The sequence below is a fragment of the Nocardiopsis sp. NPDC101807 genome, from assembly GCF_044766605.1.
GTDB lineage: Bacteria > Actinomycetota > Actinomycetes > Streptosporangiales > Streptosporangiaceae > Nocardiopsis > Nocardiopsis tropica.
In genome coordinates, this window is sequence record NZ_JBIWMK010000004.1 from 54655 (window position 1) to 70205 (window position 15551).

Genomic DNA, 15551 nt, shown 5'->3' on the forward strand with positions numbered 1-15551 from the left:
GGACAAAAAAGGTGATCGACCGGATACTTCCGGTCGATCACTGTCGTTCTCGGGTCTGGAAGACACATTCCACTCGAGGGATTTACGGCAGTAAATAACTCGCATGGCCTCCTATCAGGCAAAACAAAACACATGACGCAAAAACCTGCAGATTCGCGAGAATAGCCTTATTCTCGTGGTGTCCGCAAAGGACTGCCTGATTCACAGCGGGCCGGTCGCCGAACGGCCCCTTTCTCGCAAAGGACCGCCGTGCGCGCCTTCGACCAGCAGATGCGGGAGATGCTCCAGACCCCGGGAGTGCGCAGTGTCGGCCTCGTCGACTGGCGGGGCGGACGCACCCTGGCGCGCGTCGGCGCGGACGACCGCTCCGACGACGCCGAGGCGATCCTGAGGGCCGTCCACGGCGGTCCGCTGTGGGCCGTCGGGGACCTGGAGGACATGGTCGTCACCGGGACCGACCGCTGCCTGCTGCTCGCCGTGCTCGACGACCCCGACCTGTGCCTCCAGGTGTGGATGGCCAGGGACGAGGGCAACCTCGGCTACGCCCTGCGGCGCCTGAGGCGGCTCGCCCGCACGGCCGCGGTGCCGCGCCCCCGGCAAGGCGGCGACCTGCCACCCCGCCGGGGAGGCGACCCCGACCGTCCCCCCGCCCGGGCCGCCGTGTCCGTGGACCGCCGGGTCCTGGAACGGGTCCTCACCGCGCTCCGCACCCTGTCCGCCGACCGGCCGGACGTGGGGGTCGCATGACCTCAGGAGCCTCGCCCCGGCGGGGCGTTCCGGGGCTTCGCCGATGGATGGCCGACCTGAAGGCTCAGCGCCGACCTACACCCAGGAGAGAGAAGGACATGCCGAACATCGAATCCGGTCTCAAGGAAATGATGCAGATCGAGGGGGCCATCGGCGCCGCCGTCGTCGACTACAGCAGCGGAATGGCGCTGGGCACCCTCGCGTCCACGAACACCCTCGACCTCACGGTGGCCGCGGCGGGCAACACCGAGGTGGTCCGCGCGAAGATGCGCACCATGGACCAGCTGGGCCTCAACGACGCGATCGAGGACATCCTCATCACCCTGTCCGGCCAGTACCACGTCATCCGGCCGCTCACCAGCCGCAAGGGGCAGGGCCTCTTCCTGTACCTGGCGCTGGACCGGGCCCGCGGCAACCTCGCCCTGGCCAGACACCGGCTCAAGGGCATCGAGGGGGATCTGGAGGTCTGAGCATTCCCAGGGGCCGAGGCGATGGGGGAGAATGCCGGTGTCAACCCCCCCGACGCCGTAGGGAGCCCGGTATGTTCCGGATCGTGATCAGCCGCCTCACCCACGACGGACTGCACGTCACCCCAGAGCAGCACAGGACGGCCATGTCGGTCGACGAGGCGGTCCTGGCCGTGCGGCAGCACCTGCCCACCGCCGACACCGGGGCCCTGCGCGGCGACGCCGTGCAGACCTCCGTCAACCGGGTCAACGACTTCCGGCGCGACGTCCGCACCGGTGACGGCGACCGCTTCCGCGTGGTCATCGCCCCCATGATGTGACCGGGCCCGCCGCGGCCCCCGACGGAGACGGGGCCGCCCCTCCCCGGGAGGACGCGGGGAGGGACGGCCCGGGGCCCGGCGCGGGTGCGGCCGGGCGGTCCCCTCAGCCCGAGCCGAAGGCCGAGTCGAAGGACGACTCCGGCGGGTCGTAGGCGTGGGAGCGGACGAAGTCGACCGCCTCCGCCGCCCCGACCAGGCGGTCCATGCCCGCGTCCTCCCACTCCACCGAGATCGGCCCCTCGTAGCCGATCGCGTTCAGCGTGCGGAAGCAGTCCTCCCAGGGGACGTCCCCGTGCCCGGTCGACACGAAGTCCCAGCCCCGGCGGGGGTCGCCCCACGGAAGGTGGGAGCCGAGCCGGCCGTTGCGGCCGTTGCCCGTGCGCTTGCGGGTGTCCTTGCAGTCCACGTGGTAGATCCGGTCGCGGAAGTCCCAGAGGAACCCGGCCGGGTCGATGTCCTGCCACACCATGTGGCTGGGGTCCCAGTTCAGGCCGAACGCGGGCCGGTGGCCGACGGCCTCCAGGGCCTTGTGGGTGGACCAGTGGTCGTAGGCGATCTCGGAGGGGTGCACCTCGTGCGCGAACCGCACCCCCACCTCGTCGAACACGTCCAGGACGGGGTTCCACCGGTCGGCGAAGTCCCGGTACCCGGCCTCGATGACGTCCTCGCCCACCGGCGGGAACATGGCCACGTACTTCCAGATCGCCGAACCGGTGAAGCCCACGACCGTGGACACGCCGAGCCTCGCGGCGGCGCGGGCGGTCGTCTTCATCTCCTCGGCGGCCCTTCGCCGCACGCCCTCCGGGTCCCCGTCGCCCCACACGCGGGAGGGCAGGATGTCCCGGTGCCGGTGGTCGATGGGGTCGTCGCAGACCGCCTGTCCGAGCAGGTGGTTGGAGATCGCCCACAGGCCCAGGCCGTGGCGCTCGAGGACGCCGAGCCTGTCGCGCACGTAGTCGTCGTCCACGGCGGCCCGCGTGACGTCGAGGTGGTCGCCCCAGCAGGCGACCTCCAGGCCGTCGTAGCCCCACGAGGAGGCCAGGGAGCACACCTCCTCGAAGGGCAGGTCGGCCCACTGGCCGGTGAAAAGGGTGACTGGTCGCGGCATGTTCGCTGTCTCCGTGGTCGGGGGGTCGTCGGTGGGTTGCGGGTCAGTGGTCGTCGCCGTGCCCGTCCTCGGGCGCGGGGTCCCCGCCGCCCTCCTCGGCCCCGTCGGGCAGGAGCGCGCCGGGGACGGCGGGCAGGTACAGGTGGACGTGCTCCCCGCCGGCCTCCAGGCTCAGCAGGTCGAGCTGGGTGGCGGCGGCCGACCAGGTGACGACCGCCTCGTTGCGCAGGTCCATGGCGATGTGCAGCACGTCCATGCGCAGCTCCTCGTCCTCGGCCTGGGCCGCCTCGGCATAGGTCTCCACCGCCATGGACAGGAGGCGGACGGACGAGGTCAGCCCGGTGTGGGCGACGCTGTGGGAGGACCCGTCGGACGGCGGGTCGCCGAAGTGCCCCGCCGCCTCCTGGACGCCGGTCCGCCAGGAGTTGACGGTCGCGGCGTCGGTCGTGTCCAGCGGCGGGTGCGATCCGTCGGTGGGCAGGAACTCCTCCATGTCCTCCACGATCGGGGTCAGGCCCTCCACGGCCATGCGGGTGTGCTCGACGAGGTCGTCGACCGGTGCGGCGGCCTCCCCGGCTGGGGCGGCGGCGGAGCCGGCGCCCTCACGGCCGAGGAAGACCACGGAGGCGGCGACGAGCGCGCCGACCAGGACGAGCGAGCAGGCCGTCAGCCACCATGTGGCGGCCGTGGCGGGGGCTGCCCCGACCTGCGTCTCGGGCACCGTGTCGGAGGGGGGTTTGCGTGCGGACATCGTGACGTCTCCTCGGGAAGAGTGGAGCCGCCCGACTTCAGATGGCGCTTTCCGGTGAGCGCGGCACCGAGCGGGGGTGATGGTCTCCGGCCCGGCCCGGGCGCCGCGGTCCGTGGTGCGGTCACGGCCGCGAGCGGTTCGCTCCGAAGCACGGCGTCTCCCTTCAGGAGGTCAGTGAGCGCAGGTGGGCCAGGCCGTCGACGGCGATCGCGTCCTGCGACGCCGCCAGGGGTCGCCAGACGGAGGCCGCCGTGGCGATGCTGGCATTGTCCGCCGTGAACGATTCGATGACCAGGGGGCCGTCGTAACCCGCCGCGTCCAGCGAGGTCAGGATGCCGCGCCAGTCCAGGTGGTCGGCCCCCGGCGCGCCCCGGTCGTTCGCGCACACCTGCACGTGCTTGATCCGCCCGGCGGCCCGGCCGATCGCCGCCGCCACGTCCTGCTCCTCGATGTTCATGTGGTACAGGTCCAGGGCCAGGCCGCAGTGCTCGGCCGGCAGGTCCGCGAGCACGGCCATCCCCTGGTCGACCGTGTTGACCAGGCTCGTCTCGTACCGGTTGAGCGGTTCGACCGCCACACAGACCCCCGCGGCCGAGGCGTGCCCGACCACGGGGGCGAGCCCCTCGACCAGCTCGGCACCGGTCCGCCGGCGCTCGTCCGGGGACAGCCTCCACGTGCGGCCGACCGAGGCGTAGGCCGGGCCGGCGACGACGGGGGAGCCGACCGTCGCCGCCGCGTCCACGACCCGCTTGAGGTAGTCCTGCGTGGCCGAACGTGTGGCCGGGTCGGTGGCGACGAGCTCCCGCCCCGGTGCCATGACCAGCACGACGGTGGCGCCGAGCCCCAGCCCGTCCAGCAGCGCCCGTGCGCGCCGGGGGTCCCAGTCGCCGACCTGTTCGACCGGGAGCTCGATCACGTCGAACCCCCACCCCGCCACGCGGGGGGCGATCCGCTCCAGCCCGGCGTCGGTCAGGGGCGACGTCCACACCCAGGTGTTGACCCCCAGCGCGCGCATCTACCGGTCCGTCCAGGCCTCGGGGAAGCCCGGCAGGTCCTCGCCGCCGAACTTCGCGTAGTGCAGCGACGGCATGTCCGCGTTGCGCTCCAGGTACTCGGGCAGCTCGTCCTGGGTGATGGGCGACTGCGGGAGGATCCACTCCGAGGGGACCTCCTCGCCGGCGAGGATCATGCTCGCGGCGAGGACCGGGGTACGCCACTGGAAGTTGGAGTAGACCGGCGCGATGGCGGTGAGGCCCTCCTCGTCCCACTTGCGCATGAAGCTCAGCTCGTCCTCGCCCGCGATCACCGGGTAGGGCTGCCCCGCGTCCTCGAAGGCCTCCAGGCCCGCGACGGCGCCGTCGCCCGCGTCCATCCAGATGCCGTCGATCTCGCCGCGCTGGAGGTGCTGGGAGACCAGGTCCTTGATCCTGGCCCCGTCGCCCTCGGTGAACTCGTCGGCGACCACGTTGAGCTCGCTGGCGCCGAAGATCTCCTGGGCGGCGGCCCAGCGGTGCTCGAGGACGTCGACGCCGGGCAGGATGCGCAGCGCCAGCACGTTCGAGCCGGGCTCCAGGTTGTCGACCAGGAACTCCGCGGCGTCCGCCCCGTAGGCGTAGCCGCCGATCGGGTGGATGAACGTGACCATGCAGTCGGAGTTCACCCCGCGGTCGAAGACCACGACCGGGACACCGCTCTCGCACGCGGTCTCCACCGCCGGGGTCAGGGTGGCGGTGGTGGACGGCGAGATGATGATGACGTCGCAGTCCCCGGAGTCCACGAACGCCTGGATGTCGGAGATCTGCTGGTTGTCGTCGTCCGCGGCGTCGGACACCCGGAAGTCGCCGATGGCGCCCTCCTCCTGGAGGGCCTCCACCTGCTGTTCCATGGTGATGAAGCCGGTGACCCGCCACGGGTTGGACACCGAGGCGTTGGAGAAGCACAGGGTGGCGTCCTCCGGGGAGTCGTGGGCGAACCCGGAGGTGTCGATCCACTCCGGCTCGATCGCCTGCATCCACGGCTCGTCCTCGGGGCCCTCCGGGGCGATCTCGCGCTGGGCCAGCTGGGCGTCGTACTCGGCCTGGTCGAACCACTCCTCGCTGGGGGCGAGCTCGCTGCCGCCCTCCTCGCCGGCGGCGCCGTCCTCCGGCACGTCGGTCGTACACGCCGTGAGCATCAGTGTCAGGCCGGCGGCGCCGGCGAGCAGCACGCGGGGGACGCGCATGGTTACCTCCTGGAAGTGCCGAGCGGCCGCTCGGTCGGATGGTCCGGTCGCCGTCGCAGGCGCTCCGGCAGTCGAAGGTCGCCCCGGCGGGCCGCATAGGCCACCGCGGCGATGATGATGACTCCCTGCACCGTCGGCTGGATGGTCGACGGCAGGTAGAGCTGGTTGAACAGGGTGAACAGCGCCTCCACGGTGACGGCGCCCAGGACGGCGGCGACCACCGTGCCGCGGCCTCCGCCGAGGACCACCCCGCCCAGGACGACGGCGGTGATGGCGGTGAACTCCAGGCCCTGCCCGACCTGCGCGGTGACACCGGCGTACCCGCCGATGAGGATCGCGGCGACGGTGGCCAGGAGGGAGGAGCCGACGAAGGCCAGCGTGCGCACCCGCCACACCCGCACCCCGGAGAACGCCGCGGCGACGTCGTTGTCGCCGGTCGCGATGAGGGAGCGGCCGTAGGGGGAGCGCATCAGGAGCACCCCGGCGACGGCGACGACGGCCGCGATCACCAGCGCCCACGGGAGCTGGCCGAGGAAGGGCAGGTCCTCGACGCCGCCCCGGCCGGGGACGCGGAAGGCCTCCGACAGGGCGCCGGTGGGCGCACCCCCCGTCCAGTACCGGACGGCCCCGTACAGGATGAGCATCGTGCCCAGGGTGGTGATGATCGAGGGCACTTTCAGCAGGGTCGTGACGAGGCCGTTGACCAGGCCGACCAGCAGGCCGAAGGCCAGCATCACGCCGATCACCGGCAGGGTCGCGGCCTCCTCCCCGTCGATGAGGCGGGCCGCGATCACCACCTGGGCCCCGACCAGCGAGCCGACCGAGAGGTCGAACTCGCCGGAGACGATCACGAGGTACTGGCCGATCGCGAGGATCACCAGCGGCGCGGCCTTCTTGGCGAACGCCATCAGCGGCGGGCCCTCGAAGAACGACGGGTTCTGGGTGGCGATGACCGCGAAGATCAGCGCCAGCAGCAGGGCGACGGTCGGGGCTCCTCCCCTGCCCAGCGCCACGAGCGCGCCCGGGACGCGTCCGCGGGGTGCGGGGGGTGCGGGCGTGGGCGCGGTCATCGGCGGCCTCCCAGGGGTTCCGGTTCGGGGCGGGGCCCGGGATCGGGGGCGGGCGGCGGAGGGGCCCCGCCCGAGGGGAAGCGGACCCGGACGGCGGCGCGCGAGTGCCGGCCCCGGGCGTAGACGGCGACGGCGGCGATGACGATCACGCCGCGCATCACGTCCTTGACGAAGGGGTCGACGCCCAGCACGTTGAACACCGTGTCGAGCGTGGCGAGGATGAACACCCCGGCGATCGTCCCGGCCACGCCTCCGCGCCCGCCGAGCAGGTAGGTGCCGCCCAGGACGACGGCGGCGATGGCCTCCAGCTCGTAGCCGTTGCCGTAGACCGTGGCGCTGCCGGTGCCGAACCTGGCGGCCAGCAGCAGGCCCGCCACCCCGGCGGTGACGGAGCACAGCACGTGCGCGGTGACGGTGGGGATCCCGGCGCGGACGCCGGAGAGCCGCGCGACCTCGGCGTCGCCGCCGACCGCGTACATGTGGTACCCCGTGCGGGTGCGGTGCAGGAACAGCACGGCGGCCGCGGCGAGGCCCAGCATGACGAGGGTGGAGACCGGCAGGAAGCCGATCCGCGTGTAGCCGAAGGTCTGGAAGGCGGCGGGGATCGACCCCGCGGGGCCCTGGAAGTTGGTGTCCAGGTAGCCCTTGACGATCAGCCCCATCCCCAGCGTGGCGATGAACGGGTTGACCCGCAGCCGGGTGACCACGAGGCCGTTGGCCAGGCCGATCAGCGCGGCCAGGCCCAGGGCCGCCCCGACGCCGAGCAGGATCCGGGAGGGGTCGCCCGCCATGGTGGTCGCCGCGACCACCGTGGAGAGCGCGGCGACGTAGCCGACCGAGAGGTCGAGGGACCGGCACAGGATGACGAGGGTCTGGCCGATGGCCAGGAACCCGAGCAGGCTGCTGCGGGTGAACAGGTCGACCGTGTTGGCGGTGGTGAACAGGTTGCCGCCGCGCACGGCGACGTAGACGGCGCTCGCCGCGAGCAGCAGCACCAGGGCCAGGTAGACCGGGCCGGTGGCGCCGAGCCGGGACCACAGGCCCCGGACGGAGGTGGTGGCGCGTGTCACGGTGCGGCCTCCTCGTGCCGTGCGGGGGAGCCGCCGCCGTCGGAGCCGGGGCGGTGGCCGGGCCCGTGGCCGCTGTCGCCGTGGCGCGCGGCGCCGGGGGACGGGCCGGGGTCGTGGTCGGAGCGGGGGCCGGGGGCAGCGGATCCGGCGGCCCGGTCGGAACCGTCGCCGGAGCGGGGCCCGTCGCCGGAGCGCACGGCCGCGACGCGGGGGTCCTCGACCGCCGGGGCGTCCTCCCGCGGATCGCGGGGGGAACCGGTGGCCACGGCCATCACCGCCTCCTCGCTCGACCCCCCGGGGAGCTCGCCCGCGATCCGGCCGTCCGCCAGGACGACCAGCCGGTCGGCCATCCCGATCAGCTCGGGGAGTTCGGAGGAGATCAGCACGATCGCCGCCCCGGAGGCCGCGAGCTCGCGCATCAGCCGGTAGACGGCCTGCTTGGCGCCCACGTCGATGCCGCGGGTCGGCTCGTCGAGGACGATCACGCCGGGTTCGGTGGCCAGCCACTTGGCCAGGACCACCTTCTGCTGGTTGCCCCCCGACAGGTACCGGACCTCCTGGTCGTTGCCGCCGCGCGTCACCAGCTCCAGGGAGGAGAGGATGCCGGGCAGCCGCCGGACCCGGCGCGCCGACCCGAACGGCAGGACCGCGTCCAGGACGAGGCGGCCGTTGGCGGTGACGGACTGGTTCAGCGCCAGCCCCTGCGCCTTGCGGTCCTCGGTCACCAGGACCAGCCCGGCGCGCACCGCCCGGCGCGGGGAGCGGGGATCGATCCGCCTGCCGTCCACCGCGACCTCGCCGCGGGTGAAGCGGGCGATGCCGAACAGGGCGTGGGCGACCTCTGTGCGGCCGCTGCCCTGGAGCCCCCCGAGCCCCAGGATCTCCCCGCCGCGCACCTCGAACCCGATCCCGTCCAGCTGGCCGTTGCCCCCGCCCCTGACCGAGAGCCTGACCTGGCCGACCCGGTCGCCGCGGGGCTCCAGGCGCTCGGGGAAGACCGACGACACCGGTCGGCCGACCATCCGGCGCACCAGCTGCGCGGGCCCGGTCTCCTCGGCCGGGACCGTCTCCACCAGGTCGCCGTCCTTGAGGACGGTGATGGTGGCGGCCAGGTCGAAGATCTCCTTCATGCGGTGCGACACGTAGAGGACGGCCACGCCGCGCTCGCGCAGGCGGCCGATGATCCGGTACAGGACCTCCACCTCGTGGTCGGCCAGAGCCGCCGTCGGCTCGTCCATCGAGATGATGCGCGCGTCGTGCGACAGCGCCTTGACGATCTCCACGATCTGCTGTTCGGCCACCGACAGGGACCGGACCCTGGTCCAGGGGGCGATGCCCTCCAGGTCCAGGTCGGCGAGCAGCGCGGCGGTGGCCCGCTCCATGGCGCGGCCGTCCACGAGGCCCCTGCGGCGCGGCTCGCGGCCCAGGAACACGTTCTCGGCGACGGTGCGCTCGGGGAGGAGGTTGAACTCCTGGAAGACCGTGGCCACCCCGGCGCGCTGGGCCTGGACGGGGTGCTCGAAGGAGACGCGGGACCCGGCCAGCTCGACGGTGCCCGAGTCCGCCCGGTGCACGCCGGCCAGCACCTTCATCAGGGTGGACTTGCCGGCGCCGTTCTCCCCGACGAGGGCGTGCACCTCCCCCGGGTACAGGTCCAGGTCGACGCCGTGCAGCACGCGCACGCCGAGGAAGGACTTGGTGATCCCCCGCATCCGCAGGAGGGGTTCCGCTGAGGCCGGGGGAGGGGGCGCGGGGGGCGCGGAGCCGGGCGGCGGGGAGGCGGTCATACCGCGTCCACCTCCGGGACGTCGACCCAGCGGCGCTCCCGCGCGGAGGTCATGACGGCCTCGGCGATGACGGCGGCGCGCAGGCCGTCGGCGAACACGGGAAGGCCCTCCGGGGCCTGCCCCGCGATGGCCGCGCCCGTGTCGCGGACGAGCGCGTTGAAGCAGTCCTGGTAGCCCTGCGGGTGGCCGACCGGGACGGTGACCAGGCGGGCGGCGTCGGCGCTCAGCGCCGGGTCGTCGCGGGTGATGGTCCCGGTGCGGCCGCGGCTGCCCGCCCAGAGGGTCTCCGGCCGCTCCTGGTCGAAGGCCAGGGAGCCCTCGGTGCCGGAGACCTCCAGCACCAGCTGGTTCTTGCGGCCGGGGGAGACCTGGCTGATCACCGCGCTGCCGATGGTGCCGTCGGCGGTGGAGAACTGGAAGGACACCAGGTCCTCGGTGGCGACGGGGCGGCCGTCCCGGGTGTCGTTGACGCGGGAGGTCTGGGCGCACACGGTCGCGATCCGGTCGCCGGTGACGAACTCCAGCATGTCGCACCAGTGCGAGCCGATGTCGCCGAAGGCCCTGGTGGGTCCGCCCAGTTCCGGGTCGACCCGCCAGTTGTCCTCCTCCGGGTAGAGGAGCCAGTCCTGGAGGTAGCCGCCGTGGGCGAGGCTGACGCGGCCGATCGACCCGGAGGCGACCAGGGCGCGGGCCTCGCGGGCCATGGGGTGGAAGCGGTAGGTGAAGGGCACCACGGCGACCCGGTCGGCCTCCCGCGCGGCGTCCACGAGGCCCCTCGCGGTGTCGGCGTCGGTGGCGAGGGGCTTCTCGCAGACCACGTGCTTCCCGGCGGCGAGGGCCGCCAGGCTCAGCGGGGCGTGGAGGTGGTTGGGGGTGCAGACGTGGACGACGTCCACGTCCTCGCGGCGGATGAGTTCGAGGGCGTCGGCGTGCGCGTGGGCGATGCCGTTGGCGAGCCGGAACCCCTCCGCCTTGGCCGGCGAGGAGCCCGCGACCCCGACGACCTCGCCGCCGGCGGCACGGACGGCGTGGGAGTGGACCCGTCCCATGAAGCCGGTGCCGATCACCGCGGCGCGGTAGGCGTTGGGCGTGGTCGCACCGGGTTCGACTGCCTCACCCAGGCTTGTGACCTTTCTCACTGACATGCGGCGAACAGTACGCCCGACTTATGTCGATCGTCAAGCAGAAGTTGACTGACGTGGGAACATTAGAGGCGGTCCGGGTGGCCCGGAGTCCTGTGCTTCACTGTTCGCATGACGGAAGACGCGCTCACTGACCCGGGGAGTCGAGGCGTGACGGACCTGCGCGCCGCCGCCCCGACCGCCGCACCCGGTGCGGGAACCCTGCTCCGGCTCCTACGGGACGGCCGGCCGCGCACCCGCTCGGAACTGGCGTCGGTGACCGGCCTGGCCCGCTCGACCGTCACCCAGCGCGTGGACGCCCTGCTCGCCAGCGGACTCATCGGACCCGCGGGCGAGGCCGTCTCGACCGGCGGCCGGCCCCCGACGACCTTCTCGTTCCGCCCCGGGGCCCGCGTCGTCCTCGCCGCCGACCTCGGCGCCACCCACGCCCGCCTCGCGCTCACGGACATGTCGGGGACCGTGCTCGCCGAGGAGCGCGCCGACCTGGACATCGCGCTGGGGCCCGAGACCGTTCTGGACTGGGTCGTCGGCAACGGCACGGAACTGCTCGAGGGCGCGGGCCGCGGGGTCGGCGAGCTCCTCGGCCTGGGGATCGGCCTGCCCGGCCCCGTCCAGCACTCCACCGGGCGCGCCGTCAACCCGCCGATCATGCCCGGCTGGGACAACTTCGACGTGCCCGGCCACGTGCGCGGCCGGCTCGACGTGCCGGTCCTGGTGGACAACGACGTCAACATCATGGCGATCGGCGAGCACCACACCGCCTGGCCCGACGCCAGCCACCTCATGTTCGTCAAGGTCGCCACCGGCATCGGCTGCGGCATCGTCAGCGAGGGCAGCGTCTACCGGGGCGCACAGGGGGCCGCCGGGGACATGGGGCACATCCACGTGCCGAGCGGCGGCGACAAGCCCTGCCGCTGCGGCAACACCGGCTGTCTGGAGGCCGTCGCCAGCGGCGCGGCCCTGGCCGCCGCGCTCACCGCGGCGGGCGTCCCGGCGTCGGGGGCCCGCGACGTCGTGGAGCTCTCCCGCAACGGCTCGGTCCCCGCCCTGCGCGCCCTGCGCCAGGCCGGACGCGACATCGGGGAGGTCCTCGCCGCCTCCGTCAACATGTTCAACCCGTCGGTCATCGTGATCGGCGGCGCGCTCGCCCTCGCGGGCGACCACCTCCTCGCCGGGGTCCGCGAGATCATCTACCAGCGCTCACTGCCTCTGGCCACCGAGCACCTGAGCATCGTCTCCTCCCGCGCCGGGGAGGGCGCGGGCGTGGTCGGCGCGGCCGTCATGGTCATCGAGCACTGCCTGAGCCCCCGCCACGCCGACACCCTCGTCAACGGCTGACGGGGCGCCCCGCTCCCGGACGGGGCGGGTCGTCGGAGTGCCATGCGGACTGCGAACCTTCCTCGCATCCCTCCATGAGGAGATCAGGATGAGGATCTACTTCGGAGGACATCTGAATCGTCTTCGGGATGGATTTCGGATCTCTGCGCTGAGACGAACCCCGGCAGGAAAGCCGTGGTCTGAGGGTCGGTCAATGATGTCTCAGGTTTTGGAGATCAATTTTTGCGGTCCATCTCCTGAAGTGCTTCTTCGTCAAATTCGAGGAGAGGTCTAATTGTGGCATACTTTTCAGCGGTCTTTCTTGGGGTTCCAATGCCGTTGACCTCAATGAATCCGGTTGAGTCAAGGTTCACCATTCCGCCCCTTTCGTACAGTCGGATGAGTGGTGTGAAGGGGTCTGGGAACCTGGTCAGATCGAATCCGTTGTCTTTCAGAAAAGAGAAGTGTAGGGACCATTCAACTGTCTTCACTACATGGTAGGATCCATTTCCTGACATGCTTTCGTGTACTTCGCGAACGCAAGCCTCCGGGGCGCGCGCCTCCGGATCGATGTAGTGGGCTATGTCATAAAATGGCCATCCTGCTGCGCGGAGTTCGAGAGACCACAGGGCTGATCTCCTGAGATGCTCCTGGAGAAGGCGTACCTGAGACCGCTTCTGGGTCCTTTTGTCGCTCCAGCTGATCAGTTTGATCTGCTCGGCGCGCTGCTCGAGTTCGCTCATTCTGCCTGGTACCTCTCGAAGATATGTCGTGCTATTTCCTCGGCGTTGGACAAGTCTGCATTGGGTTCGATGTTCGGCTTGCTCCAATCCTCTAGGTACTGCCCGTACGGGGTTTTCATATTTTCGGCAGGTGCGACGTCGTGGGCTCCGTAGTGGGTTGCAGTCGGATTCGGGGCGATTTCTTCCAAAATTTCATCCCTTTCCCAGGCTGACGGGTCGGGTGAACGATAGGGCATGCCCCAATCCATCAGTATGCTTTCTACGGATTCATGTTCGAGCCACCTTCTGAAAGCTGCCTTTTCGGATTCCGGGATTTCTCCGTGCGGGGCTTTCTCCCACCACTTGGCGAGATATTCTGCAGGGGTGAATCGGCCTCGTCTTACATCGTTGGGTCCGACTGTGACATCATGGACTCTGAAGAAAATATGATCCTTGATGCGCCTGATTGCTTCTTCTTTGATTCCAGTTGTTTCTGAAATCGCCTCGATGTCGCCTGTTGTATTTCTTATTCGTTCGTAAGCCTGTGCTGGCCAAATTTCTCCTGGAGATTCGGCATATGCATTTCCGTCCTCGTCGAACCAGCGCCCTGAAGCATCTGTGTATCCGAATTCTACAGGGTCGAGCCACTTATCACGAAGAATTGCTGGCTCCTTGGTGGCCGGATCAGGACCTTCAGGTGACCGCCCATGGTCTTCCGAAGCAAGATCTGATCGTTCACTTGGGCCACTGGTGTCGAAGCCGACAGGTTCAACGGTCGGTTGTCGGGGTCTTCCCGTGCTGTTCCCGCGATCTTCCGAAGGATGGTCTCCGACCGTTCCTCTCTGCGTCCCTTGCTCGCCGTCCTGACCCTCGCCGGAAGGGGTGCGCTTGGGCGGGTCGCCGCCGTCGGCGCTGTTGCGGACGTCCGGGTTCCGGTCCCGCATGTCGGACCCGTGCCGGTTCCGCGCGTCCGTGTCGGTCCGCGGGTCGCGCTCCCCCACCCGGTCGCCGTCGGATCCGCGTCCGGTGCCGTCGGTGAGATTCACGGTCCGGTCGGGGGTCGGAACGGGGGCGTCGCGTTCGGCGGTCAGGGTGTCGTCGCCCCGTCCGCCCACACCGGCGGGGACCCGGTCGCCGGCGCCCTCGGGGCCGTCGAAGAGCTCGGCCGCGGTCCAGCGGCCCTCCTCGGAGCCCCTGGGGCCGTTCGGGTCGGTCTGGGACTCCCGCGCGACCTCCTCGATCCGCTGCTGGTTGCCCTGATCGGCCGCGCGATCGACCTCGGCCAGGTCCGGCCGGTCCACGATGTCCCAGAACGCCTCGCTGTCGGCCAGCTGCTGGGCAGTGGGATCGACCGGCCGGGCCGGGTCCTGCCCGTCGCGGTCGTTCCGCGGCTGAGCGGGACGGCCCGGCGCCCCGGGGCGGCCGCCGGGGTCCGAGGACCCTCCGCCGCTGTCGGAGGCGGAGGCCCACCGGTCCAGGTGGGTCTGGAGCTCCGTCCACTGCGCCGGGCTGTAGTCGCCCCGGTCGAAGGAGCTCGCGTCCAGGCTCGCGATCGGGGAGTTCACGCCCCCGTAATTGGGGACCCCGGCGGGCAGGTCCACGTCCACGTCCGTGCCGGAACCGGAGTCCGAGCCGCCGCCGCGTCCGCCCATCCCGTCGACGATGGCCATCCCGCGCCAGGCCATCAGCGGCACGCCCACGACCGATCCCACGCCCGTCGCGGTCAGGGCGGCGCCGCCGACCATCGCGACGATGTTGAGCGCGGCGGTGCCGATGACGTACCCGGGGCGTTCGCCCCACTCCTCCCAGGGCACCACCGAGTGGGCCAGGTCCTTCCAGGCGGAACCGAGCGCGTCCCCGCCGGCCCAGCCCCAACTGTCGGACTCGCCGTCGTACATGCCCACCAGGGAGGCCACGGACTGGACGTTGCCCTCGTGGTACTCCCACAGGGCGTCGCCCCAGGACGCCTGGAACCACCCCTCGGAGCTGTGCATGCCCAGCATCGCCCCGGTGCCCTCGACCGCTCCGACCCCGAAGTCCCACACCGCTGCCCCGGCGTCGACCCACCAGTGCTCGTCGGTGGTGGCCCCGCCCATGTCCCACTCGGTGGCCAGGTCCGACAGGCTGTCCTCGTACCCGTGGTAGAACACGTCGGGGTCCAGCTCGCCGCCGCCGGAGGGCATCGCCTCGAACCCGGTGCGGTCGGGGACGTAGCGGTTGATCTGGTTGGCGCAGTCGCGCTCGGCCGCCTCGTAGTCCTCGATGATGCCGGTGCCCTCGCTGATGAGGCGGCTGTTCTCCTCCACGTCGGGGCTCTCGCCGATGCCGAAGAAACCGGCCACGCCCTCGGCGTCGCGCCAGTCGTCGTCCTTGGCGTCGATGCGGGCCCGGAACGTGTAGGCCTCGGTGCGCAGGGAGTTCCAGCGCCTCTTGATGCCGCGCAGGTCCTCGGCGAAGTTCTCCAGCGCGTTCGCGGCGTTGTCCAGACCGGTCAGGACATCGTCGCCGTCACGGGCCACGGGGCCCAGGACCGTGTAGAGCTCGTCCGCCTCGGGGGCCTTGTAGCTGGACGTGAGCGCGCCCCAGGATGAGTCGATGTCGTTCCCGGTGTCGGCCACCGACTGGCCGGCGGTGCGGAGGGCGGCGGCGAGGGTCTCGATGTAGCCGGGGGAGGCGGTGGGGACGGGGAAGGTCGCGGGGCTGATCTTGTCGTCCCCGTCCGTGAGCATGCTGACCTGCTCATCGGTGGTCAGGGGCGTGGTCGAGGTCGGCAGGTCGGGAGCTGGGGGCACAGGTGTACTCCGGGGGGAGGGGGCCGGGGGAGGGCGG

The 15551-nt window shown here is 71.4% G+C and carries 14 protein-coding genes; 4 read left to right on the forward strand and 10 right to left on the reverse strand.

What is annotated here, in order from left to right; all coding sequences use genetic code 11:
* The first annotated feature begins 249 nt into the window (after window positions 1–249).
* The 3 genes from ACIRPH_RS13230 to ACIRPH_RS13240 all read left to right on the forward strand — a co-directional run bounded on the left by ACIRPH_RS13230 (window position 250) and on the right by ACIRPH_RS13240 (window position 1534).
* Entirely contained in the window at window positions 250–747 is a 498-nt protein-coding gene (locus ACIRPH_RS13230) for a hypothetical protein (RefSeq protein WP_402913462.1), read from the forward strand.
* Window positions 748–845: 98 nt separating this feature from the next.
* On the forward strand, window positions 846–1217 hold the full coding sequence (locus tag ACIRPH_RS13235) for a hypothetical protein (RefSeq protein ID WP_402913465.1): 372 nt from the start codon (window positions 846–848) through the stop codon (window positions 1215–1217).
* A 71-nt stretch (window positions 1218–1288) separates the two neighbouring features.
* Entirely contained in the window at window positions 1289–1534 is a 246-nt protein-coding gene (locus ACIRPH_RS13240) for a hypothetical protein (RefSeq protein WP_267948051.1), read from the forward strand.
* A gap of 103 nt (window positions 1535–1637) precedes the next feature.
* Here the strand turns inward: ACIRPH_RS13240 and ACIRPH_RS13245 are convergent, their stop codons facing one another.
* From ACIRPH_RS13245 to ACIRPH_RS13280, 8 genes are all read right to left on the reverse strand, one after another.
* Window positions 1638–2642 (reverse strand): sugar phosphate isomerase/epimerase family protein, encoded by a 1005-nt coding sequence (locus ACIRPH_RS13245; RefSeq protein ID WP_402913468.1) that lies wholly within the window; start codon window positions 2640–2642, stop codon window positions 1638–1640.
* 43 nt (window positions 2643–2685) lie between these two features.
* Window positions 2686–3393, reverse strand: coding sequence for a hypothetical protein (locus ACIRPH_RS13250; protein WP_402913471.1), 708 nt, complete (start codon window positions 3391–3393; stop codon window positions 2686–2688).
* 163 nt (window positions 3394–3556) lie between these two features.
* Window positions 3557–4408, reverse strand: a complete 852-nt coding sequence (locus tag ACIRPH_RS13255; RefSeq protein WP_402913473.1) for a sugar phosphate isomerase/epimerase family protein — start codon at window positions 4406–4408, stop codon at window positions 3557–3559.
* Window positions 4409–5614, reverse strand: coding sequence for a substrate-binding domain-containing protein (locus ACIRPH_RS13260; protein WP_402913476.1), 1206 nt, complete (start codon window positions 5612–5614; stop codon window positions 4409–4411).
* A 2-nt stretch (window positions 5615–5616) separates the two neighbouring features.
* A complete protein-coding gene (locus tag ACIRPH_RS13265; RefSeq protein WP_402913479.1) occupies window positions 5617–6684 on the reverse strand; it encodes an ABC transporter permease in 1068 nt (355 codons plus the stop codon).
* On the reverse strand, window positions 6681–7754 hold the full coding sequence (locus ACIRPH_RS13270; RefSeq protein ID WP_402913482.1) for an ABC transporter permease: 1074 nt from the start codon (window positions 7752–7754) through the stop codon (window positions 6681–6683). Before ACIRPH_RS13270 ends, ACIRPH_RS13265 begins: the two co-directional genes overlap by 4 nt.
* Window positions 7751–9541 carry an ATP-binding cassette domain-containing protein gene (locus ACIRPH_RS13275; protein WP_402913485.1) on the reverse strand — a complete coding sequence of 597 codons (1791 nt, stop codon included), beginning with the start codon at window positions 9539–9541 and terminating at the stop codon, window positions 7751–7753. Before ACIRPH_RS13275 ends, ACIRPH_RS13270 begins: the two co-directional genes overlap by 4 nt.
* Complete coding sequence (locus ACIRPH_RS13280) at window positions 9538–10680, reverse strand: Gfo/Idh/MocA family protein (RefSeq protein WP_402914752.1); 1143 nt, start codon at window positions 10678–10680, stop codon at window positions 9538–9540. Before ACIRPH_RS13280 ends, ACIRPH_RS13275 begins: the two co-directional genes overlap by 4 nt.
* Window positions 10681–10794: 114 nt before the next feature.
* Here ACIRPH_RS13280 and ACIRPH_RS13285 point away from each other — a divergent pair, with 114 nt between their 5' ends.
* Complete coding sequence (locus tag ACIRPH_RS13285; RefSeq protein ID WP_402913487.1) at window positions 10795–12021, forward strand: ROK family protein; 1227 nt, start codon at window positions 10795–10797, stop codon at window positions 12019–12021.
* Window positions 12022–12236: 215 nt separating this feature from the next.
* On the opposite strand, the gene ACIRPH_RS13290 is transcribed toward ACIRPH_RS13285, so the two are convergent.
* Entirely contained in the window at window positions 12237–12743 is a 507-nt protein-coding gene (locus ACIRPH_RS13290) for a hypothetical protein (protein WP_402913489.1), read from the reverse strand.
* A complete protein-coding gene (locus ACIRPH_RS13295; protein ID WP_402913491.1) occupies window positions 12740–15514 on the reverse strand; it encodes a hypothetical protein in 2775 nt (924 codons plus the stop codon). The genes ACIRPH_RS13290 and ACIRPH_RS13295 overlap by 4 nt, the downstream gene beginning before the upstream one ends.
* Between the last annotated feature and the right edge of the window lie 37 nt (window positions 15515–15551).

What these genes read in the sequence shown, in the direction of transcription:
- ACIRPH_RS13290 (WP_402913489.1), bottom strand. Translation starts at nt 12,743, where the DNA reads ATGAGCGAACTCGAGCAGCGCGCCGAGCAGATCAAACTGATCAGCTGG.
- ACIRPH_RS13285 (WP_402913487.1), top strand. Translation starts at nt 10,795, where the DNA reads ATGACGGAAGACGCGCTCACTGACCCGGGGAGTCGAGGCGTGACGGAC.
- ACIRPH_RS13245 (WP_402913468.1), bottom strand. Translation starts at nt 2,642, where the DNA reads ATGCCGCGACCAGTCACCCTTTTCACCGGCCAGTGGGCCGACCTGCCC.
- ACIRPH_RS13260 (WP_402913476.1), bottom strand. Translation starts at nt 5,614, where the DNA reads ATGCGCGTCCCCCGCGTGCTGCTCGCCGGCGCCGCCGGCCTGACACTG.
- ACIRPH_RS13255 (WP_402913473.1), bottom strand. Translation starts at nt 4,408, where the DNA reads ATGCGCGCGCTGGGGGTCAACACCTGGGTGTGGACGTCGCCCCTGACC.
- ACIRPH_RS13265 (WP_402913479.1), bottom strand. Translation starts at nt 6,684, where the DNA reads ATGACCGCGCCCACGCCCGCACCCCCCGCACCCCGCGGACGCGTCCCG.
- ACIRPH_RS13275 (WP_402913485.1), bottom strand. Translation starts at nt 9,541, where the DNA reads ATGACCGCCTCCCCGCCGCCCGGCTCCGCGCCCCCCGCGCCCCCTCCC.
- ACIRPH_RS13250 (WP_402913471.1), bottom strand. Translation starts at nt 3,393, where the DNA reads ATGTCCGCACGCAAACCCCCCTCCGACACGGTGCCCGAGACGCAGGTC.
- ACIRPH_RS13235 (WP_402913465.1), top strand. Translation starts at nt 846, where the DNA reads ATGCCGAACATCGAATCCGGTCTCAAGGAAATGATGCAGATCGAGGGG.
- ACIRPH_RS13240 (WP_267948051.1), top strand. Translation starts at nt 1,289, where the DNA reads ATGTTCCGGATCGTGATCAGCCGCCTCACCCACGACGGACTGCACGTC.